This is a genomic window from Pseudomonas sp. WS 5412 (assembly GCF_012985615.1).
GTDB lineage: Bacteria > Pseudomonadota > Gammaproteobacteria > Pseudomonadales > Pseudomonadaceae > Aquipseudomonas > Aquipseudomonas shahriarae.
Map to the genome: position 1 here is coordinate 186,092 of NZ_JAARMB010000005.1, position 20,808 is coordinate 206,899.

Annotated in this window: 21 protein-coding genes; 8 read left to right on the plus strand and 13 right to left on the minus strand. The window is 61.6% G+C overall.

Annotated features, from left to right (window positions below):
- The first annotated feature begins 55 nt into the window (after positions 1-55).
- Positions 56-628, plus strand: a complete 573-nt coding sequence (locus HBR94_RS09455; RefSeq protein ID WP_029289761.1) for a xanthine phosphoribosyltransferase — start codon at positions 56-58, stop codon at positions 626-628.
- Positions 629-758: 130 nt separating this feature from the next.
- On the opposite strand, the gene HBR94_RS09460 is transcribed toward HBR94_RS09455, so the two are convergent.
- The 6 genes from HBR94_RS09460 to dadA all read right to left on the minus strand — a co-directional run bounded on the left by HBR94_RS09460 (position 759) and on the right by dadA (position 6,851).
- Positions 759-2,681, minus strand: a complete 1,923-nt coding sequence (locus tag HBR94_RS09460) for an acetyl-CoA hydrolase/transferase C-terminal domain-containing protein (protein WP_057440499.1) — start codon at positions 2,679-2,681, stop codon at positions 759-761.
- Positions 2,682-2,813: 132 nt separating this feature from the next.
- Positions 2,814-3,227 carry a c-type cytochrome gene (locus tag HBR94_RS09465; RefSeq protein WP_170044656.1) on the minus strand — a complete coding sequence of 138 codons (414 nt, stop codon included), beginning with the start codon at positions 3,225-3,227 and terminating at the stop codon, positions 2,814-2,816.
- Positions 3,228-3,408: 181 nt separating this feature from the next.
- The gene (locus HBR94_RS09470) at positions 3,409-3,957 is read right to left on the minus strand and encodes a cupin domain-containing protein (protein ID WP_029289768.1); all 549 of its coding nucleotides are present in this window, start codon (positions 3,955-3,957) and stop codon (positions 3,409-3,411) included.
- 116 nt (positions 3,958-4,073) lie between these two features.
- Positions 4,074-5,147: an alanine racemase gene (alr, locus tag HBR94_RS09475; protein ID WP_057440500.1), complete on the minus strand. Its 1,074-nt coding sequence runs from the start codon at positions 5,145-5,147 to the stop codon at positions 4,074-4,076.
- 77 nt (positions 5,148-5,224) lie between these two features.
- Complete coding sequence (locus tag HBR94_RS09480; protein WP_032856829.1) at positions 5,225-5,578, minus strand: RidA family protein; 354 nt, start codon at positions 5,576-5,578, stop codon at positions 5,225-5,227.
- Positions 5,550-6,851 carry a D-amino acid dehydrogenase gene (gene dadA, locus HBR94_RS09485; RefSeq protein ID WP_029289774.1) on the minus strand — a complete coding sequence of 434 codons (1,302 nt, stop codon included), beginning with the start codon at positions 6,849-6,851 and terminating at the stop codon, positions 5,550-5,552. The genes HBR94_RS09480 and dadA overlap by 29 nt, the downstream gene beginning before the upstream one ends.
- A gap of 156 nt (positions 6,852-7,007) precedes the next feature.
- Here dadA and HBR94_RS09490 point away from each other — a divergent pair, with 156 nt between their 5' ends.
- On the plus strand, positions 7,008-7,496 hold the full coding sequence (locus HBR94_RS09490) for an Lrp/AsnC ligand binding domain-containing protein (protein ID WP_003206849.1): 489 nt from the start codon (positions 7,008-7,010) through the stop codon (positions 7,494-7,496).
- Between the two features lie 64 nt (positions 7,497-7,560).
- Here HBR94_RS09490 and HBR94_RS09495 read toward each other — a convergent pair whose 3' ends face one another.
- Positions 7,561-7,914: a YkgJ family cysteine cluster protein gene (locus HBR94_RS09495; RefSeq protein ID WP_029289779.1), complete on the minus strand. Its 354-nt coding sequence runs from the start codon at positions 7,912-7,914 to the stop codon at positions 7,561-7,563.
- Positions 7,915-8,029: 115 nt separating this feature from the next.
- Here HBR94_RS09495 and HBR94_RS09500 point away from each other — a divergent pair, with 115 nt between their 5' ends.
- Entirely contained in the window at positions 8,030-9,322 is a 1,293-nt protein-coding gene (locus tag HBR94_RS09500; protein WP_169960066.1) for an FAD-binding oxidoreductase, read from the plus strand.
- A 1-nt stretch (position 9,323) separates the two neighbouring features.
- Here the strand turns inward: HBR94_RS09500 and HBR94_RS09505 are convergent, their stop codons facing one another.
- Positions 9,324-9,557 carry a DUF1127 domain-containing protein gene (locus HBR94_RS09505; protein WP_115129276.1) on the minus strand — a complete coding sequence of 78 codons (234 nt, stop codon included), beginning with the start codon at positions 9,555-9,557 and terminating at the stop codon, positions 9,324-9,326.
- A gap of 166 nt (positions 9,558-9,723) precedes the next feature.
- On the opposite strand from HBR94_RS09505, the gene HBR94_RS09510 reads away from it, so the two are divergent.
- Together HBR94_RS09510 and HBR94_RS09515 are read left to right on the plus strand one after the other, a co-directional pair.
- The gene (locus tag HBR94_RS09510; protein WP_169960064.1) at positions 9,724-11,157 is read left to right on the plus strand and encodes a PLP-dependent aminotransferase family protein; all 1,434 of its coding nucleotides are present in this window, start codon (positions 9,724-9,726) and stop codon (positions 11,155-11,157) included.
- A gap of 62 nt (positions 11,158-11,219) precedes the next feature.
- A complete protein-coding gene (locus HBR94_RS09515) occupies positions 11,220-12,785 on the plus strand; it encodes a phospholipase D family protein (protein WP_170044596.1) in 1,566 nt (521 codons plus the stop codon).
- Positions 12,786-12,820: 35 nt separating this feature from the next.
- Here the strand turns inward: HBR94_RS09515 and HBR94_RS09520 are convergent, their stop codons facing one another.
- Together HBR94_RS09520 and HBR94_RS09525 are read right to left on the minus strand one after the other, a co-directional pair.
- Positions 12,821-13,963 (minus strand): MFS transporter, encoded by a 1,143-nt coding sequence (locus HBR94_RS09520; protein ID WP_170044598.1) that lies wholly within the window; start codon positions 13,961-13,963, stop codon positions 12,821-12,823.
- Positions 13,964-14,129: 166 nt separating this feature from the next.
- A complete protein-coding gene (locus tag HBR94_RS09525; protein WP_169960061.1) occupies positions 14,130-15,623 on the minus strand; it encodes an aldehyde dehydrogenase in 1,494 nt (497 codons plus the stop codon).
- A gap of 227 nt (positions 15,624-15,850) precedes the next feature.
- On the opposite strand from HBR94_RS09525, the gene HBR94_RS09530 reads away from it, so the two are divergent.
- Positions 15,851-16,213 (plus strand): cupin domain-containing protein, encoded by a 363-nt coding sequence (locus HBR94_RS09530; RefSeq protein ID WP_057440505.1) that lies wholly within the window; start codon positions 15,851-15,853, stop codon positions 16,211-16,213.
- A gap of 80 nt (positions 16,214-16,293) precedes the next feature.
- Here HBR94_RS09530 and rpmG read toward each other — a convergent pair whose 3' ends face one another.
- Both rpmG and rpmB read right to left on the minus strand, forming a co-directional pair.
- Entirely contained in the window at positions 16,294-16,449 is a 156-nt protein-coding gene (gene rpmG / locus HBR94_RS09535) for a 50S ribosomal protein L33 (RefSeq protein ID WP_003176906.1), read from the minus strand.
- A gap of 11 nt (positions 16,450-16,460) precedes the next feature.
- The gene (gene rpmB / locus HBR94_RS09540; protein ID WP_007920377.1) at positions 16,461-16,694 is read right to left on the minus strand and encodes a 50S ribosomal protein L28; all 234 of its coding nucleotides are present in this window, start codon (positions 16,692-16,694) and stop codon (positions 16,461-16,463) included.
- A gap of 458 nt (positions 16,695-17,152) precedes the next feature.
- Between rpmB and HBR94_RS09545 the strand changes: the two genes are divergently transcribed.
- Positions 17,153-18,745, plus strand: a complete 1,593-nt coding sequence (locus HBR94_RS09545) for an ABC transporter substrate-binding protein (RefSeq protein ID WP_170044600.1) — start codon at positions 17,153-17,155, stop codon at positions 18,743-18,745.
- Positions 18,746-18,792: 47 nt separating this feature from the next.
- On the opposite strand, the gene radC is transcribed toward HBR94_RS09545, so the two are convergent.
- Positions 18,793-19,467, minus strand: a complete 675-nt coding sequence (radC, locus tag HBR94_RS09550; RefSeq protein WP_057960999.1) for a DNA repair protein RadC — start codon at positions 19,465-19,467, stop codon at positions 18,793-18,795.
- Between the two features lie 131 nt (positions 19,468-19,598).
- On the opposite strand from radC, the gene coaBC reads away from it, so the two are divergent.
- The gene (coaBC, locus tag HBR94_RS09555; RefSeq protein ID WP_029289805.1) at positions 19,599-20,807 is read left to right on the plus strand and encodes a bifunctional phosphopantothenoylcysteine decarboxylase/phosphopantothenate--cysteine ligase CoaBC; all 1,209 of its coding nucleotides are present in this window, start codon (positions 19,599-19,601) and stop codon (positions 20,805-20,807) included.
- The last annotated feature ends 1 nt before the right edge of the window (position 20,808 follow it).

Consider the following 20,808-nt stretch of genomic DNA (forward strand, 5'->3'; position numbering starts at 1 on the left):
TCGACTACTTTTTAATCTACTTTCGGCGCCCCTTGCGCCACCAGAGGAAGCTTTTGTGGAAGCACTGCACAAGAAAATTCGCGAAGAAGGCATCGTGCTTTCCGACCAGGTACTCAAGGTCGACGCCTTTCTGAACCATCAGATCGACCCGGCGCTGATGAAACTGATCGGCGACGAATTCGCCGCGCTGTTCAAGGATTCGGGGATCACCAAGATCGTCACCATCGAAGCCTCAGGCATCGCGCCAGCGATCATGACCGGCCTGAACCTGGGCGTGCCGGTGATCTTCGCCCGCAAGCAGCAGTCCCTGACCCTGACGGAAAACCTGCTGTCGGCGACGGTGTATTCCTTCACCAAGAAAGTCGAAAGCACCGTGGCAATCTCCCCACGCCACCTGACCAGCAGCGACCGCGTGCTGGTGATCGACGACTTCCTGGCCAACGGCAAGGCGTCCCAGGCGCTGATTTCGATCATCAAACAGGCCGGCGCCACCGTGGCGGGCCTGGGGATTGTGATCGAGAAGTCGTTCCAGGGCGGGCGTGCTGAGCTGGATGCCCAGGGTTACCGGGTTGAGTCGCTGGCGCGGGTCAAGTCCCTGGCCGGTGGCGTCGTGACCTTCATCGATTAAACCTGAGCGGGCACGCTTAAAAATGTGGGAGCGGGCTTGCTCGCGATAGCGGTCTGTCAGTCAACTCACGAGTGGCTGATCCATTGCTATCGCGAGCACGCCCGCTCCCACATTTGGTTTGTGGTGGCCGTTAGTGTGCGGTGGCCTTAAGGCCAGCAAGCAATAGGCGCTGATACAAATCCTCTTTAAACCCCTCCGGCTTATCCAGGCGCATCCGCACCAAGTGCTCGGGAAAGGCCTCAGGCTCAGGCGCATCCAGCGCCGCTTTGCCCAACTCCAGAATCTCCGTCAGCTTGAATTTGCTCTTGAGCCAGTTCAACGCGCGCAACAAATCCCGTTCTTCATCGGTGAAGTCACTGCCCAGCGGGTACTCCGGGAACAGCCTTGAATGCCGTGCCTGCACCGCCTGCAAACGCTCTGGCGTGTTGTCGGCAAAGCGCGGGTCGAGCTGAAAGTCCTTGGGCAACTTGCCGGCTTTTTGCGCCTGCTCGATCAAGTCCGCCTGGAAGCGTGAGTCGGTGATATTGAGCAGCGCCTCGATCACCTTGGCGTCGGTCTGGCCACGCAGGTCGGCGATGCCGTATTCGGTGATGACAATATCGCGCAAGTGCCGGGGAATCGTGCAATGGCCATATTCCCAGACGATATTGGAGCTGACATCACCGCCCGCTTCACGCCAGCTGCGCAGGATCAGGATCGAGCGCGCGCCCTCCAGCGCATGGCCCTGAGCCACAAAGTTGTATTGCCCACCCACGCCACTGAGCACGCGACCGTCTTCCAGTTGGTCGGCAACGCCAGCGCCCAGCAACGTGACCATGATGGCGCTGTTGATAAACCGCGCATCCAGGCGCTGTAAACGCTTGAGTTCTTCCTGCCCGTACAGCTCGTTGATATAGCTGATGCGGGTCATATTGAATTCCAGGCGCTTGGCGTGGGTCATTTCCTGCAAGCGCTGGTAAAAACTGCGGGGGCCGAGGAAGAAGCCACCGTGGATCGACACGCCATCCGGTTGTGCCGCGTCGTCCAGCAGACCCGCATTGGCCTGCTGCTGCGTCGCCACATCGGGGTACACCTTGCGCCGCACAATACCGGCGTCGGCCAGCACCAGCAGGCCATTGACGAACATTTCGCTGCAGCCATAGAGGCCCCGGGCAAACGGCTCGACCCCGCCCTCGCGGCTGATCAGCGGCGCCCATTGGTACACATCCAGGTCGGTGAGCAACTGCCGGTAGCCTTCGTTATCGGCCTGACGCGCCAGCAATGCGGCAGTCAGGGCGTCGCCCATCGAACCGATACCGATCTGCAGGGTGCCGCCATCGCGTACCAGGGTACTGGCGTGCAAACCAATGAAGTGGTCCTGCAAACCCACTGGCATGTTCGGCGTGGAAAACAGCGTGGTGCGATCTTTTTCGTCGATCAGGAAGTCGAACTGATCCATGCCCAGCTCGGCATCACCGGGCATGTAGGGCAAATCATCATGCACCTGGCCCACCACCAGGATGGTCTCGCCTGCCGCGCGGCGCTTGGCGATCATCGGTAACAGGTCGAGGGTGATATCGGGGTTGCAGCTCAGGCTCAGGCGATCCGGGTGCTCACTGCTGCTGGCCACCAACTGCGCGATCAGGTTCAGGCCGGCGGCGTTGATATCGCGGGCGGCATGGCTGTAGTTGCTGCTGACGTAATCCTGCTGGGCCGAGGTGCTATGCAGCAGGCTGCCGGGCTGCATAAAAAACTGCTGCACGTGGATATTGGCCGGCAGGCTGTCCTTGCGCAGGGCGGCGAGGAAGTCCAGCTCAGGATAATCGCCGAACACCCGCTCGATAAACGGCTCCAGAAAACGCTTCTGCAAGCCATCGCCCAACGGCGGGCGACCCAGGCTCAGGGCGGTGTAAATCGTCAGCGCCCGCTCAGGCAGCTTGGCGATGCGCCGGTACAAGGCATTGGCAAACAGATTCGCCTTGCCCAGGCCCAGCGGCATACCCATGTGGATATGCGCAGGCAAGCGCTCCAGTACGTCATCGACCGCTTGCTCGATTGAACACAACTGCACCATCCGACCCTCCTGACATTCCATGATTAGGGGTTGGACCGAGCTTGCCGGGTCTTTGCTGCAATGAACAGCCTTGGCCGCCAAATTGCGCCCACAAAAAAGCCGCTGGTCAGCGGCTTTTTGGCGAAGATCGGTTTATTTCAAACCAGACATCTTCTCGATCGCACCCTTGAGGTCAGCATCCGAGCAATCGGCGCAGGTACCTTTAGGCGGCATGGCGTTGATACCAGTGATGGCCTTGGCCAGGATGCCATCAAGGCCGCCCTGGTGGTCGGCGCGCTCTTTCCAGGCGGCGGTGTCACCGATTTTCGGTGCGCCCAACAGGCCAGTGCTGTGGCAAGCATTACAGTGTTTAGCGATGATCTCGTCCGGCGTTTTCGCACCGCCGCCGCCAGCTGTCACAGCGACGTCCATCCCCTTGCATTCTTCGCCCTGAATACAGACCTTCCCGACGGGTTCAAGACGCTTGGCAATATCATCATTGGTCGCAGCTTGAGCGCTGGCAGCCCAAAGGGCCAGTACGGTTGCTGGTACAGCCAGCATTTTCATAATTAGGTTCACGCGTTCACCCTCATGGTGGCTATTCACGCCTGCGGCCACGGTTTCGCAGGCGGCGAAAGTATAACGGTTAGGCCGCCTCACTGAAACAACCCTATTATCCAAGGGGGGATTCAGTATGGCGAAATACAACTACGGGCACCTCTGCAAGGTAGGCAGGGCGCCTCTTCTGTTAAAAGTTCGCGGGTGTGGCTGCGCTGATTAGTCGCGCCGGCACATCGAACGGATTGCGAAAACGGTGCGGCTTGGTGCTTTCAAAGTAGTAGCTATCGCCAGCTTCGAGCACAAAAGTTTCGACGCCCACGACCAATTCCAGACGACCTTCCAACAGAATCCCGGTTTCCTCGCCATCATGGGTCAGCATTTCCTCGCCCGTATCGGCGCCCGGCGGGTAGATTTCGTTGAGAAACGCAATCGCCCGGCTGGGATGCGCACGGCCCACCAGCTTCATGGTCACCGCACCATCGGAAATGTCGATCAGCTCATTGGCTTTATAGACGATCTGAGTCGGTTTTTCCTGGAGGATCTCCTCGGAAAAAAACTCGACCATCGACATGGGGATGCCGCCCAGCACCTTGCGCAAGGAGCTGATGGAAGGGCTGACACTGTTTTTCTCGATCATCGAAATGGTGCTGTTGGTGACGCCCGCACGTTTGGCGAGTTCACGCTGGGAAAGACCTTTCAGTTTACGGATGGATTGCAGTCGTTCGCCGACGTCCAATGCAGGAGCCTCCTAGGATTCAGGCTTTGTTGTAATTGAGCGTTATCATGGCGACAGCGTTCAGTATTTACAACACTTTGGTCTGAATCCCGCTGGACGTCTTCGGCGTCCGGCAGCTAGGCGCCGGAATAGAGCCGTGGCACTCGGCGCAGGTTGCAAAAAATCTGGTAGGGAATGGTGTCAGCGGCGGTCGCCACATCGCTGGCGAGGATGTTTTTGCCCCACAACTCGACGGTCGAGCCCAGGCCGGCCTCGGGCACATCGGTCAGGTCGACACACAGCATGTCCATCGACACCCGCCCCAGCAACTGGCTGCGCTGGCCGGCGACCAGCACCGGCGTACCGGTCGGCGCGTGGCGCGGATAACCATCGGCATAGCCCATGGCAACCACGCCGATACGCATCGGCTTGGGCGTCACGAACCGTGCGCCATAACCCACGGGCTCGCCCGCCGGCAGTTCGCGCACGCAGATGACTTTCGATTCCAGGGTCATCACCGGCTGCAAACGCGCGGCAACCGCCTGGTCTTCGCCAAAGGGCGTTGCGCCGTAGAGCATGATGCCGGGCCGCACCCAATCACTGGAGACGCCCGGCCAACCCATTACCGACGGCGAGTTGCGCAGGCTGACCTGGGCCGCCAGGCCCTGGCGCGCCGCATCGAATACCGCGACCTGCTCATCGCTGCTTGTGCAGTCCAGTTCATCGGCGCGAGCGAAGTGGCTCATCAACACGATTTTGGCCACTTTGCCACTGGCCAGCAGGCGCTGGTAGGCGTCGTGATAATCCTTGGGATGCAAACCAACCCGGTGCATGCCCGAATCCAGCTTCAACCACACCGTCAGCGGCTTGCTCAGGCGCGCCTGTTCAATCGCCTCCAGTTGCCACAGCGAATGCACCACGCACCACAAGTCATGCTCGATGATCAGCGGCAGTTCGTCGGCCTCGAAGAACCCTTCGAGCAACAACACCGGCCCACGAATTGCGGCGGCGCGCAGCTCCAGCGCCTCCTCGATACAGGCCACGGCAAAACCGTCGGCCTGGTCTTCCAGGGCCTGGGCCACGCGCACGGCACCATGGCCATAGGCGTCGGCCTTGATCACGGCAAGGGCCTTGGCCCCGGTCAGTTCGCGGGCCAATTGGTAGTTGTGGCGCAGGGCTTGTAGGTCGATCAGGGCACGGGCAGGACGCATGGCGGCAGGCTTCTAGGCGGCGGTGGGAAGAAAAAACCGGTACCGGCCAATAGCGCCGGCACCGCAAGAGTGATCGTTTAAGGCAGAGCGGCCACGACAGACAGCTCGACCAGGATTTCTGGCTCACACAGTTTCGACTCGACCGTGGCACGGGCCGGGGCCACGCCTTTTGGCAGCCACTTGTCCCAAACCGCGTTCATGCCGGCAAAGTCGGCGTCGATGTCTTTGAGGTAGATCGTCACCGACAGCAACTTGGTTTTATCGGTACCGGCCAGATCCAGCAAACGCTCGATATTGGCCAGGGTTTCACGGGTCTGCTGTTCAATTCCGGCACTCATGTCGTCGCCGACTTGCCCTGCCAGATACACGGTACCGCTGTGGACAACGATCTGGCTCATGCGCTCATTGGTGAGCTGGCGCTGGATTGACATGTTTTGTGGACTCCTGAGGGTTGCCGTAACGGGAAATATCAAGGCCAGCGGCACTGATCTGCGGGGTTTTCTTCGCCATCAGGTCCGCCAGCAGGCGACCAGAGCCACAGGCCATGGTCCAGCCGAGGGTGCCGTGGCCAGTGTTCAAGAACAGGTTTTTGAAAGGCGTGGCGCCGACGATCGGCGTACCGTCCGGGGTGGTCGGGCGCAGGCCGGTCCAGAACGTCGCTTCGCTCAAATCACCGCCCTGAGGATAAAGGTCGTTGACGATCATCTCCAGGGTTTCGCGCCGACGCGGGTTCAGCGACAGGTCAAAACCGGCTATTTCAGCCATGCCACCGACGCGGATGCGGTTGTCGAAACGGGTGATCGCAACCTTGTAGGTTTCGTCGAGAATAGTCGAAGTCGGGGCCATCGCCGGGTTGGTGATCGGCACGGTCAGGGAGTAACCCTTGAGCGGATACACCGGCGCCTTGATCCCCAGCGGCTTGAGCAACTGCGGCGAGTAACTGCCCAGGGCCAGCACGTAGCGGTCGGCGGTTTCCAGCTTGCCGTCGATCCACACGCCGTTGATGCGATCACCGGCGTGGTCCAGGCGTTGAATGTCCTGCTCAAAACGGAATTCCACCCCCAACTGCTTGCACATGTCGGCCAGGCGGGTGGTGAACATCTGGCAGTCGCCGGTCTGGTCATTGGGCAGGCGCAAGGCACCGGCGAGGATATCCGTGACACTGGCCAGGGCCGGCTCGACGCGGGCAATGCCGGCGCGGTCAAGCAGCTCGAACGGCACGCCGGACTCTTTCAGCACGGCGATATCCTTGGCCGCGCCATCCAGTTGCGCCTGGGTGCGGAACAATTGCGTAGTCCCCAGGCTGCGCCCTTCGTAGGCAATGCCGGTTTCGGCGCGCAGCTCATCGAGGCAGTCGCGGCTGTACTCGGACAGGCGCACCATGCGTTCTTTGTTCACGGCATAACGGTTGGCCGTGCAGTTGCGCAGCATCTGCGCCATCCACAGGTATTGGTCGATATCGGCGGTGGCCTTGATCGCCAGCGGCGCATGCCGCTGCAGCAGCCACTTGATGGCCTTGAGCGGCACACCTGGCGCGGCCCACGGCGATGCATAGCCGGGCGAGACCTGGCCGGCGTTGGCGAAGCTGGTCTCCATTGCAACGGCCGGCTGGCGGTCGACCACGACCACCTCAAAACCGGCACGCGCCAAATAGTAGGCACTGGCCACACCAATGACACCGCTACCCAAGACCAAAACCCGCATTTTTATATCCTCATCACGGCTTGACCGCTGACGTTTGTTGTTCGGCACAAAGATGTGAGCAGTATAAAAAGCAATGACCAGTGCATTTCACTATATAAGTGCCTATATTTGGCGACAATTCTCGGCAAAAACCCTTTTCACGGAGGAGCATCCCCTATGCGGACCAATACCCAGACCAAGCGGGAGCTGGACAAGATCGACCGCAACATCCTGCGCATCCTGCAGGCCGACGGGCGGATTTCGTTTACCGAGCTAGGGGAGAAGGTAGGACTGTCGACCACGCCGTGCACCGAACGGGTCCGGCGCCTGGAGCGCGAGGGGATCATCATGGGCTACAACGCCCGCCTCAATCCGCAGCACTTGAAGGGTAGCCTGCTGGTGTTTGTCGAGATCAGCCTCGACTACAAATCCGGCGATACCTTCGAAGAATTCCGACGTGCCGTGCTGAAACTGCCCCATGTGCTGGAGTGCCACCTGGTCTCGGGGGATTTCGACTATCTGGTGAAGGCGCGGATTTCCGAGATGGCGTCGTACCGCAAACTGCTGGGCGATATCCTGCTCAAGCTGCCCCATGTGCGCGAGTCCAAGAGCTATATCGTGATGGAAGAGGTGAAGGAGAGCCTGAACCTGCCGATCCCGGATTGACCCTGTGGGCGCTACACCGTCATCGCAGGCAAGCCAGCTCCCACCTTTTGACCGGGTACATCTGTCAGACCAGCACCTGCCGCGTCGTCGCCATGTACTCGTGAATCTGCTTCTCCACCCGCGGGTGAATCAGCTCCACCGGGCCTCGATTGTTGGGGCATGGCAGGCTGGGCGTGGTACCAAACAACCTACAGATCAACGGGCGCTCGTCGTACACCGTGCAACCGTTGGGCCCCAGGTGCACACAGTTCAGCTCATCCATGGCCGCTTCCTGCTCGGCCGCAGTCTTGCGCGGCAGGCGCGACATTTCCTCGGTGGATGTAGTCACCGGCCCACAGCAATCATGGCAACCCGGCACACACTCGAACGAGGGGATCTGCCGGCGCAGCGCGTTGACTTTCTGGCTGTTGCAACTCATCGAAACCCATACCGAACGGCGAATAGGCGTGGATTTTGCCCTAAAAGCCCCGAGTGAGACAGCTTCACCCGACCGCTGTATCCTGCGTCAAATTTTCCAAACACGGATGCTCCCCATGACCGCCAGCGCCCGGCACACCGCTTCCTACTACGCCGCCAGCAGCCTGGCGCAACCCGATTACCCGGCACTGGCGGGCGAAGTGGTCGCCGATGTGTGCGTGGTCGGCGGCGGGTTTTCCGGGCTGAACACCGCGCTGGAGCTGGCTGAACGGGGCTTTAGCGTGGTGCTGCTGGAGGCACGCAAGATCGCCTGGGGCGCCAGCGGGCGCAACGGTGGGCAGTTGATTCGCGGCGTCGGCCATGGCCTCGATCAGTTTGCCAATGTGGTCGGCAGCGAAGGCGTGCGGCAGATGAAGCTGATGGGCCTCGAAGCCGTGGAAATCGTGCGCCAGCGGGTCGAGCGCTTCCAGATTGATTGCGACCTGACCTGGGGCTACTGCGACCTGGCCAACAAGCCCCGCGACTTGCAGGGCCTGACCGCCGACGCCGAAGAGCTGCACGACTTGGGCTATCGCCACGAACTGCGCCTGCTGCAAGCCGGGGAGATGCGCAGCGTGATCGGCTCCGACCGTTACGTGGGCGGCATGATCGACATGGGCTCCGGCCACCTGCACCCGCTGAACCTGGCCCTTGGCGAAGCGGGCGCCGCGCAGCAACTGGGCGTGAGGCTGTTCGAGCAGTCCGAAGCCCTGCGCATCGACTACGGCCCTGAAGTCAAAGTCCACACCGCCCACGGCAGTGTGCGCGCCAAGACCCTGGTGCTGGGCTGCAATGCCTACCTCAATGGCCTCAACCCTCACCTGAGCGGCAAGGTGCTGCCCGCCGGCAGCTACATCATTGCCACCGAACCCTTGAGCCCAACCCAGGCCGCCGAGTTACTGCCGCAAAACATGGCGGTGTGTGATCAGCGGGTCACGGTGGACTACTTCCGCTTGTCGGCCGACCGGCGCCTGCTGTTTGGCGGTGCTTGCCACTATTCCGGACGCGATCCCCAGGACATTGGCGCCTATATGCGGCCGAAGATGCTCAAGGTCTTCCCGCAATTGGCCGAAGCGAAGATCGACTATCAATGGGGCGGCATGATCGGCATCGGCGCCAACCGCCTGCCGCAGATTGGCCGGCTGGCCGACCAGCCCAATGTGTACTTTGCCCAGGCCTACGCCGGCCATGGCCTGAACGCCACCCACCTGGCCGGCAAACTGTTGGCCGAAGCCATCAGCGGCCAGCAGAGTGGGCGCTTCGATCTGTTTGCCCAGGTGCCACACATCACCTTCCCTGGCGGCAAGCACTTGCGCTCACCGCTGCTGGCTCTGGGCATGCTCTGGCACCGCCTGAAAGAACTGCTCTGACTCAACCGCGCCAGAACGGCTTCAAGCCTTCCCGGCGCGCTTGTTCAGTACTCAAGCCGATATCGCGCAGTTGCTCCGGGGTCAGGTCCAGCAAGGCCTGGCGCGTGTGGCGACGGCGCCAGAACAGTTCCCAACGGCTCGGATTACCCGGCGCCAGCCCGGTCAGCCCGCGCTCCTGCCCTGCTTCCAGTTCCTGACTGTGTAATGCCAGCCGCACATCGCTCAAGCCACTCATTGTCCTGCCCCTCATTTGCCTGTTGCCATGAGTGACTAGAATGGACGGCACGGCAAAACCATTACAGATTCAACCCACTTTTATTAAATCCATACAGATACTCCCAACCACGGGCTGAATCCTGTATTTTCCTCACATCTGTACTGGTCCCCTGGGAGCGACCGCCATGACCCTCTACGTCAACCTCGCCGAACTGCTGGGCACCCGTATCGAACAGGGCTTCTATCGCCCCGGCGATCGCTTACCCTCCGTGCGTGCCTTGAGTGTGGAACACGGGGTCAGCCTGAGCACCGTGCAACAGGCTTACCGAATGCTCGAAGACAACGGCCTGGCGACGCCAAAGCCGAAATCCGGCTACTTCGTGCCCGTCGGTCGCGAACTGCCCGCGCTGCCTGCCGTGGGTCGGCCGGCCCAGCGCCCGGTGGAGATTTCCCAGTGGGACCAGGTGCTGGAACTGATCCGCGCGGTGCCGCGCAAAGATGTCATACAGATGGGCCGTGGCATGCCGGATGTCCTGTCACCGACCATCAAACCCCTGCTGCGCAGCCTGGCCCGGGTCAGCCGCCGCCAGGATCTGCCAGGCCTGTACTACGACAATATCTACGGCTGTATGGAGCTGCGTGAACAAATAGCCCGTCTGTCATTGGATTCCGGCTGCCAACTCGACGCCCAGGACATCGTGATCACCACCGGCTGCCATGAGGCACTGTCCTCCAGCATCCGTGCCATTTGCGAGCCCGGCGATATCGTCGCCGTCGACTCGCCAAGCTTCCACGGCGCCATGCAGACCCTCAAGGGCCTGGGCATGAAAGCCCTGGAAATCCCCACCGACCCGCTCACCGGCATCAGCCTGGAAGCCCTGGAACTGGCCCTGGAGCAATGGCCGATCAAAGTCATCCAGTTGACCCCCAACTGCAACAACCCCCTGGGCTACATCATGCCCGAGGCACGCAAACGGGCGCTGCTGACCCTGGCCCAGCGCTTTGACGTGGCGATTATCGAAGACGATGTGTATGGCGAGCTGGCCTACAGCTACCCGCGACCACGCACCATCAAATCCTTCGACGAAGATGGCCGCGTCCTACTCTGCAGTTCCTTCTCCAAAACCCTGGCCCCCGGCCTGCGGATCGGTTGGGTAGCGCCGGGCCGCTATCTGGAGCGGGTGCTGCACATGAAATACATCAGCACCGGCTCCACCGCCACCCAGCCGCAGATCGCCATTGCCGAGTTCCTCAAGAACGGGCACTTCGAGCCGCATTTGCGGCGGATGCGCAGCCAATACCAGCGCAATCGCGACCTGATGCTCGATTGGGTCAGCCGCTATTTCCCCGCCGGCACCCGCGCCAGCCGGCCCCAGGGCAGCTTTATGTTGTGGGTGGAACTGCCAGAAGGTTTCGACACCCTCAAGCTCAACCGGGCCCTGGTCGAGCAAGGCGTACAGATTGCCGTGGGCAGCATCTTCTCGGCCTCGGGCAAATACCGTAACTGCCTGCGGATGAACTACGCTGCCAAGCCAACCCCCCAGATTGAAGAGGCGGTGCGCAAGGTCGGGGCAACGGCGATCAAAATGCTCGCCGAAGCCGAACAGCGGGTGGACTGACCTTTTGCCAGCAATCACCGTCATATGCCCACCAACGCCCTGATTCGGAACCTGTCGCCTTGATGAGCCAACGGCTGTTAGCGTTTTTTTTGCTGGGGTTCCTGGGCCTGGGCGGTTGCGCCACCCTGGATGTGCCCCGGGTGGCCAGCGAGGCGCTGCCGGCGACGCAGTCCGCCTTTGGCCGCTCGATCCAGGCCCAGGCCGCGCCCTACCAGGGCCGCTCCGGGTTCCGCCTGCTGCCCAACAGCAGCGAAGCGTTCATGGCTCGCGCCGAATTGATCCGCAATGCCCAGACCAGCCTCGACTTGCAGTACTACATCGTCCATGACGGCATCAGCACGCGCATGCTGGTGGCCGAGCTACTCACGGCGGCCGACCGTGGCGTGCGGGTGCGCATCCTCCTGGATGACACCACCAGCGACGGCCTGGACCAGATCATCGCCACCCTGGCCGCGCACCCGCAGATCCAGATTCGCCTGTTCAACCCCTTGCACCTGGGGCGCAGCACCGGCGTGACACGGGCCATGGGCCGGCTGTTCAACCTGTCGCTGCAGCACCGGCGCATGCACAACAAGCTGTGGCTGGCGGACAACAGCGTGGCGATTGTCGGCGGGCGCAACCTGGGGGATGAGTATTTCGATGCCGAGCCCAACCTGAACTTCACCGATATCGACATGCTCAGCGTCGGGCCTGTGGCCGAGCAACTGGGCCACAGCTTTGACCAGTACTGGAACAGTGCGCTGAGCAAACCCATTGCCGACTTCATCTCCAGCGCCCCGTCCTCCCACGACCTGGCCACAGCGCGCGGGCTTCTGGAGAACTCCCTGGCCGAGTCGCGCCAGCAAAACCATGCCCTGTACAACCGCCTGCGCACCTACCAGACCCAGCCCCGCATGGACATCTGGCGGCGGGAGCTGATCTGGGCATGGAACCAGGCGCTGTGGGATGCGCCGAGCAAGGTGCTGGCCAAGGCCGATCCTGACCCGCAACTGTTGCTCACCACCCAACTGGGGCCGGAGCTGGAAGGCGTGCACAGTGAACTGATGATGATTTCGGCCTACTTCGTCCCCGGTCAGCCGGGCCTGGTTTACCTGACCGGCCGTGCGGACGCCGGTGTCGACGTGCGTCTGCTGACCAACGCTCTGGAGGCCACCGACGTACCGGCAGTGCATGGCGGCTATGCGCCCTATCGCAAGGCGCTGTTGGAGCACGGGGTGAAACTGTACGAACTGCGCCGCCAACCGGGCGACGGCGGCGGCAGTGGCCCGCACCTGCTGGGCAGCCGCGCGCTGCATGGCTCGGACTCCAGCCTGCACAGCAAGGCGATGATCTTTGATCGGCAGAAGTCGTTTATCGGCTCATTCAATTTCGACCCGCGTTCGGTGCTGTGGAACACCGAGGTTGGCGTGCTGGTGGACAGCCCCGAGCTGGCCGAGCACGTAAGCAACCTGGCCCTGCAAGGGATGGCGCCGGCCTTGAGTTATGAGGCGAAGCTGCAGGATGGCCAGGTGGTATGGGTGACAGAAGACAACGGCCAGTTGCACACCCTGACCCGCGAGCCGGGCAGTTGGTGGCGCCGCTTCAATGCCTGGTTTGCCACCACTGTGGGCCTGGAGCGCATGCTCTAAGCACCACCAAAATCCAATCTGGGAGCACTTCCAGGTCAGGCCGGCTGCTCGGCGCCAAACGCCCCTTGGCGTAACAACAGAATCACCAGCCCCAAGGCCCCCGCCGCCATCAGCAACGGCAACGCATGCCCGCTGATCCACTGGCTGCCCGCACCCGCCACCAGCGGGCCGATCAGGCAACCAATCCCCCACAACTGCGCAATATGGGCATTGGCCCGCACCAACGCATCGTCACGGTAGCGCTCGCCGATCAGGATCAACGACAAGGTGAACAAGCCCCCGGCGCTGGCACCGAACAGCACCCAGATCGGCCAGATCAGCCAGGTATCGAGCAGCGGCGCAATGGCCAGGCTCGACAGCAGCAACAGCACCGCGCACCCCAGAAACAGGGTACGCCTGGGCAGGTAATCGGCCAGCGCGCCAATCGGCAATTGCAGCAAGGCATCGCCGACCACCACGGTGCTGACCATCGCCAGCGCCACCTCAGCGGTAAAACCCTGCTGCAGGCAATACACCGGCAGCAGCGTCAGAATCATCGCCTCGAACGCGGCAAACAACGCCACCGCCCAGGCAATCGCCGGCAGGCCCCGGCAAAAACCCCACAAGTCGCCAAAGGTCACGCTGAAGGCCTCCGCCGTCGGCGCCCCGCTGCGCCCCAGCAGCAGGAACGGCGCAACGATCAGCAGGCCGACGCCGACCCAGAAGCCATAGTCATGATCGGTCCCCAGTACGCCGAGCAACAACGGCCCCGACAGCTGGCTCAAGGCGTAGGTACAGCCATACAGCGCCACCAACCGGCCACGCCACTGCTCCACCACCAGTTGATTGATCCAGCTTTCGCCGAGGATAAACACGATGGTCAGGATCACCCCGATCATCAACCGCAGCACCAGCCACACCGGATAGCTGGGCAGTACCGCCAGCAAACCGATGGAAATCGCCCCAGCCCACAGGCACAGACGCATCAGGTTCGCCGTGCCCAACCAGGAGGCCAGGCGGCTGGAGACCTTGGCGCCCAACAACACACCGAACGCCGGCATCGCCGCCATGATGCCGATGGCAAAGTTGCCATAGCCCCAGCTTTCCAGGCGCAGGGACACCAGCGGCATGCTCACGCCCAAGGCGAGGCCGACGCTGAGTACCGAGGCCAGGACGGCGAAGTAAGTCGCCCAACGCATTGCCACGCTCCTGTGAGTTATTTCCAGATCACGCAAAATACTGTGGGAGCGGGCTTGCTCGCGATGAGGGAGTACCAGCCAACTCATGAGTGACTGATATACCGCTATCGCGGGCAAGCCCGCTCCCACATTTGGATCTACTGCAGCTGGTGCCCGGAGTCCGGGTTTACAGCTTGATCCAGGTCGCCTTCAGCTCGGTGTACTTGTCGAACGCGTGCAGCGACTTGTCGCGACCGTTGCCCGACTGCTTGAACCCGCCAAATGGCGCAGTCATGTCGCCGCCATCGTACTGGTTGACCCACACGCTACCGGCGCGCAGGGCCTTGGCGGTCAGGTGCGCCTTGGAGATATCCGAAGTCCAGACTGCAGCGGCCAGGCCATAAGGCGTGTCGTTGGCAATCGCCACGGCTTCTTCCGCGCTGTCGAACGTCAGCACCGATAGCACGGGGCCAAAGATCTCTTCCTGGGCAATCTTCATGGCGTTGGTCACGCCGTCGAAAATCGTCGGTTCGACGTAGGTACCGCCAGTTTCCTGCAGGGTGCGCTTGCCACCGGCCACCAGCTTGGCGCCATCGGCGTGCCCGGCTTCGATGTACGACAGCACGGTGTTCATCTGCTGGGTATCCACCAGCGCGCCGACGTTGGTAGCCGGGTCCAGCGGGTTGCCCGGCTTCCAGCCCTTGAGGGCCTCGATCACCATTGGCAGGAATTTGTCCTTGATCGAACGCTCCACCAGCAGGCGCGAACCGGCAGTGCAGACTTCGCCCTGGTTGAAAGCAATGGCGCCAGCCGCGGATTCGGCAGCGGCTTGCAGGTCCGGGGCATCGGCAAACACGATGTTCGGGCTCTTGCCGCCAGCTTCCAGCCAGACACGTTTCATGTTCGATTCGCCGGAGTAGATCATCAGTTGCTTGGCGATCTTGGTCGAACCGGTGAACACCAGGGTATCGACGTCCATATGCAGCGCCAGGGCCTTGCCGACAGTGTGGCCATAACCCGGCAGCACGTTGAGCACACCCTTGGGGATACCCGCTTCAACGGCCAGGGCAGCGATGCGGATGGCGGTCAGCGGCGATTTTTCCGAAGGCTTGAGCACGACCGAGTTACCGGTGGACAGCGCCGGCCCCAGCTTCCAGCAGGCCATCATCAGCGGGAAGTTCCACGGCACGATGGCCGCCACTACGCCGACGGGCTCGCGGGTCACCAGGCCCAGTTGGTCATGGGGGGTGGCGGCGACTTCGTCGTAAATCTTGTCGATGGCCTCGCCACTCCAGCTCAGGGCTTGCGCCGCGCCAGGGATGTCGATGCCCAGGGAATCGCCGATGGGCTTGCCCATGTCCAGGGTTTCGAGCAGGGCCAGCTCTTCGGCGTTGGCCTTGAGCAGCGCGGCGAAACGGATCATGGTGGCTTTGCGCTTGGCCGGGGCCAGGCGAGACCAGGCGCCGGAGTTGAAAGTGGCGCGGGCGTTTTCCACGGCGCGCTGGGCGTCGGCGACGTCACAGCTGGCAACCTTGGTCAGCAGGCGGCCATCGACTGGGCTGAGGCATTCGAACGTGTCGCCGGAAACTGCGGCGGTGTACTCGCCATTGATATAGGCGCGGCCTTCGATCTTCAGATCCTTGGCGCGTTGTTCCCAGTCGGCACGGGTCAGGGTGGTCATGCGAGTGTCCTCCTCTTATTAAATATAAGGGCCCGGCGTTATAACCGTTCCCTTCCAAATGCTTGCCCGGCCAGCCAGCTATTCGGTCCGAGGCACCCGCCACCCTAAACCAGCCGCAAGGGATGTTTCAATATATTTGACATAACGGCCGCAAACGCCCTTGCGATGTTCATTTTAATAAACATAGACTTTGGCTCTCCAACCCCAGGCCTAGACGGGATACGTGCATGAACATTCAGGATGTCGTCGATTTCAGCCAGGCGAACACCGCCGCCGAACGCTACCGCCCCGCCACAGAAAAAATCCTCAAGGGCGACCCCGAGCAGACGCTCTTCAACCACTACAACAGCCCGTGCGGCCAGATGAACGCCGGGGTATGGGAAGGTGAAGTCGGGCAATGGACGGTGAACTACACCGAACACGAGTACTGCGAGATCGTGCAGGGGGTTTCGGTGCTACGCGATGCCGAAGGCAACGCCAAGACCTTGCGCGCCGGTGACCGCTTCGTGATCCCGGCCGGCTTCAGTGGCACCTGGGAAGTGCTGGAGCCGTGCCGCAAGATCTACGTGGTGTTCGAAGAAAAAGCCTGATCGGTCGACCGCGACTTTTCAAAAGGCAAAAAAAACCCGCATCGTGAGATGCGGGTTTTTTTCACAAGAAAGAAAACCAATTACTTGATTTTGCCTTCTTTGTAGATCACGTGCTTGCGAACGCGCGGGTCGAACATTTTCTTTTCGAGCTTGTCCGGGGTAGTACGCTTGTTCTTGTCGGTAGTGTAGAAGTGACCAGTACCGGCGCTAGAGATCATTCGAATCAATTCACGCATGATTTAGCTCCTTAGATTTTGCCGTCGCGGCGCAGTTCAGCGAGCACGACAGTGATGCCACGCTTGTCGATGATGCGCATGCCTTTGGCAGATACGCGCAGACGGACAAAACGTTTCTCTTCTTCAACCCAGAAGCGGTGATGCTGCAGGTTTGGCAGGAAACGACGACGGGTTTTGTTGTTTGCGTGGGAAATGTTATTCCCAGTCACCGGACCCTTACCGGTAACTTGACAGACTCTCGACATGCCTCAGCCCTCTAAAACCACATGCCCAACCCGGCATGGGTTGGCCGCTTAATCTCTCAGTCATTTGGCGCCAGGCGCCGCGTTTCTTTAAGGGTCTTACCGGCTACACCTACAGTGAAGGAACCGGGCCCCTAGAAAAGAGCGCTGCTTTATACCAGAAAGACCCCAGTGCAACAACAGCCGGTGTGTTTTTCCCGCTGTAAATCTCGCCCAAGCAGCTCTCAAGCGCTGCCAGGGTGGGCCGCCGTGCCGCCGGACCGCTCGTCGCACCGAATGATTTATCGCCGCTGCTTGTAGGCCAAGGCCCCGGGCAAAATGACCTGAAGCGCCATCAAAACAGTATTTGTCCTAAATGCACAGGCAAAAATGGGCTAGTCATTTGTGAATCAGGCCACTACGGTAGGCCTTTTCCAGACTGCACTCGCAGATGGGCCTCCGATCTGCAAAGGAAACCGACCATGCGCCTCGCTGCCCTGCCACTTCTACTCGCCCCGCTCTTCCTCGCCCCGCTGGCCCAGGCGGCCTCCACGTTGAGCGTCTGCACCGAGGCCAGCCCCGAAGGGTTCGATGTGGTGCAGTACAACTCGCTGACCACCACCAACGCCTCGGCGGATGTGCTGATGAACCGCCTGGTGGACTACGACGCCACGAGCGGCAAGCTGGTGCCGAGCCTGGCCGACAGCTGGGAAGTCTCGCCGGACGGCCTGACCTACACCTTTAAATTGCACCCGGGCGTCAAATTCCACCGCACCGCGTATTTCAGCCCAAGCCGCAGCCTTACCGCCGAAGATGTACGTTTCAGCTTCGAACGCATGCTCGACCCGGCCAATCCCTGGCACCAGATCGCCCAGAGCGGCTTCCCCCACGCCCAGTCCTTGCAACTGCCGGCGCTGATCAAAAAGATCGACGCCCTGGATCCGCTGACCGTGCGTTTTACCCTGGATCACGCCGACTCCACGTTCCTCGCCGCGCTGAGCATGGGCTTTGCCTCGATCTACCCGGCCGAATACGCCGACAAGCTGCTCAAGGCCGGCACCCCGGAAAAGCTCAACAGCCAGCCCATCGGCACCGGCCCCTTTGTTTTCGGGCGTTTCCAGAAAGATGCAGCGATTCGCTACAAAGCCAACCCGGATTACTTCGCCGGCAAGCCTGCTGTGGATAACTTGATCTTCGCCATCACCCCGGACGCCAACGTGCGCCTGCAGAAACTGCGCCGGGATGAATGCCAGATCGCCTTGTCACCCAAGCCCCTGGATATCGGCGAGGCGCAAAAGGATGCGGCGCTCAAGGCGGAAAAGACCGCAGCCTTCATGACCGCGTTTGTGGCCATCAACAGCCAGCACCCACCGTTGGACAAGCCAGAAGTGCGCCAGGCGATCAACCTGGCCTTCGACAAGGCCAGCTACCTCAAGGCCGTGTTTGAAGGCACCGCCGAAGCCGCCACCGGTCCCTACCCGCCCAATACCTGGAGTTTTGCCAAGGAATTGCCGGGTTATCCACAGGACATCGCCAAGGCCAAGGCCCTGCTGGCCCGCGCCGGGCTGAGTGACGGCTTCAAGACCACCCTTTGGACCCGGCCCTCGGGCAGCCTGCTCAACCCCAACCCAAGCCTGGGCGCACAACTGCTACAGGCGGACCTGGCCAAGGTCGGCATCCAGGCCGAGATCCGCGTGATCGAATGGGGCGAGCTGATCCGCCGCGCCAAGGCTGGCGAGCACGACCTGCTGTTTATGGGCTGGGCCGGGGACAACGGCGACCCGGATAACTTCCTGACCCCGCAATTTTCCTGCGCGGCGGTAAAATCCGGCACCAACTTTGCCCGTTACTGCGACCCGGCACTGGACAAGCTGATCAGTGCCGGCAAGACCACCAATGAGCAAGGCGTGCGCAGCAAGCTGTATCAACAGGCACAGGCGCAGATCCAGCAGCAGGCGCTGTGGTTGCCACTGGCTCATCCGACGGCCTTTGCCCTGACCCGTAAAAATGTCGAGGGGTATCAGGTCAGCCCGTTTGGGCGCCAGGATTTCTCCAAGGTCAGCGTAAAGCCCTGACCCGGCCGTTGTAGGAGCCGGCAAGCCGGCCCCTACAAGCAACTGCGTTACAGCCAACCGTATTCGGCCATCGACAGCGGGTCACCGTCGCCGATAATGATGTGATCCAGTACCCGCACATCCACCAGATCGAGGGCCTTTTGCAGATGCTTGGTCAGTTTTCGATCAGCAATGCTGGGCTCGGCATTCCCGGAGGGGTGGTTGTGGCACAGGATCAACGCCGCTGCGTTGTAGTCCAGGGCGCGCTTGACCACCTGTCGCGGGTACACCATGGCATTGTCTATGGTGCCCTGGAACAGCGCTTCGAAGCCCAGCACCCGGTGCCTTGAATCAAGAAACAGGCAGCCGAATATTTCGTGGGGCTCATGGCGCAACAGCGCCTTGAGGTAGTCACGCACGGCAACCGGGCTTTCCAGCACCGACTCATTGCGTACATGCTCGGCCAGATGGCGCCGGCCCATTTCCAGCACCGCCTGCAACTGGGCGAACTTAGCCGGCCCCAGGCCCAGATGCTGGATGAAGACGGTTTGGCGGGCCTCCAGCAACGAACGCAGGCTGCCAAATTGCCCCAGCAGATGGCGCGCCAAGTCCACCGCGCTTTTACCCGAGACGCCGGTACGCAGGAAAATCGCCAGCAACTCGGCATCCGAGAGACTTGCCGCCCCCAACTCCAAAAGCTTCTCCCGCGGGCGCTCCGCCGCAGGCCAATTGCGAATACTCATGGCACCTCCGTGTGCATGTGCGCCGCTGTTGCATGGCGGACGCTGTGTTATCTTAGCCGCTCTTTTTTGCGCGCGATTTCACCTGGGGAGGGGGGATCGCAACGCCATCACTGAACTGGAAAGGCAAACCAATGCAGCGTCTGTATCGGAAACGCATCGTTCTCGGCGTCGGCGGCGGTATTGCCGCCTACAAGAGCGCAGAGTTGGTTCGCAGGCTCCTGGACCAGGGCGCCGAAGTGCGCGTGGTCATGACCCGTGGCGGCAGTGAGTTCATTACCCCGCTGACCATGCAGGCCCTGTCCGGCCACCCGGTGCACCTGGACCTGCTGGACCCGGCAGCCGAAGCCGCCATGGGCCATATCGAACTGGCCAAATGGGCCGACCTGGTGCTGATCGCACCCGCCACTGCTGACCTCATCGCGCGCCTCGCCCAAGGCATTGCCGACGACCTGCTGACCACGCTGGTGCTGGCCACCGACGCCACCGTCGCCATCGCCCCGGCAATGAACCAGGCCATGTGGCGCGACCCGGCCACCCAGGCCAACACCCAACTCCTGCAAAGCCGTGGCCTCAAGGTCTTCGGCCCGGCCTCCGGCAGCCAGGCCTGTGGCGACGTCGGCCTGGGGCGCATGCTCGAAGCCACGGACCTGGCGCTGTGTGCCGCCGAGTGCTTCCAGCATCTGGCCCTGACCGGTAAGCACGTACTGATTACCGCCGGCCCGACCCAGGAAAACATCGACCCGGTGCGCTACATCACCAACCATAGCTCAGGAAAAATGGGCTTTGCCCTGGCAGAAGCGGCGGTTGAGGCAGGCGCACGCGTGACCCTGATCACCGGCCCGGTGCATCTGCCCACCCCGGACCGGGTCACCCGCATCGACGTAGTCAGCGCCCGCGACATGCTCGCGGCCTGTGAGGCGGCGATTCCCTGCGATGTGTTTATCGCGTCGGCAGCGGTCGCAGACTACCGCCCGGAAGTGGTTGCCCCACAAAAACTCAAGAAAGACCCTACAAGCGGCGACGGCCTGCTCCTGCAAATGGTGCGCAACCCGGACATTTTGGCCACCATCGCCACCCGCGCGGATCGTCCGTTCAGCGTCGGTTTCGCTGCCGAAACCGAAAACCTGCTGGACTACGCCGCACGCAAACTGAAAGACAAAAACCTCGACCTGATCGTTGCCAATGACGTCGCCAACCCGAGCATCGGCTTCAACAGCGAGGAAAACGCCTGCAGCGTGATTGATCGCGAGCTGCACGCCACCCTTTTCGCCCAGACCAGCAAGGGCAAGATTGCCCGCCAACTGATCTCTTTTATCGCCCAACGGCTGAACCAGGTTTAAT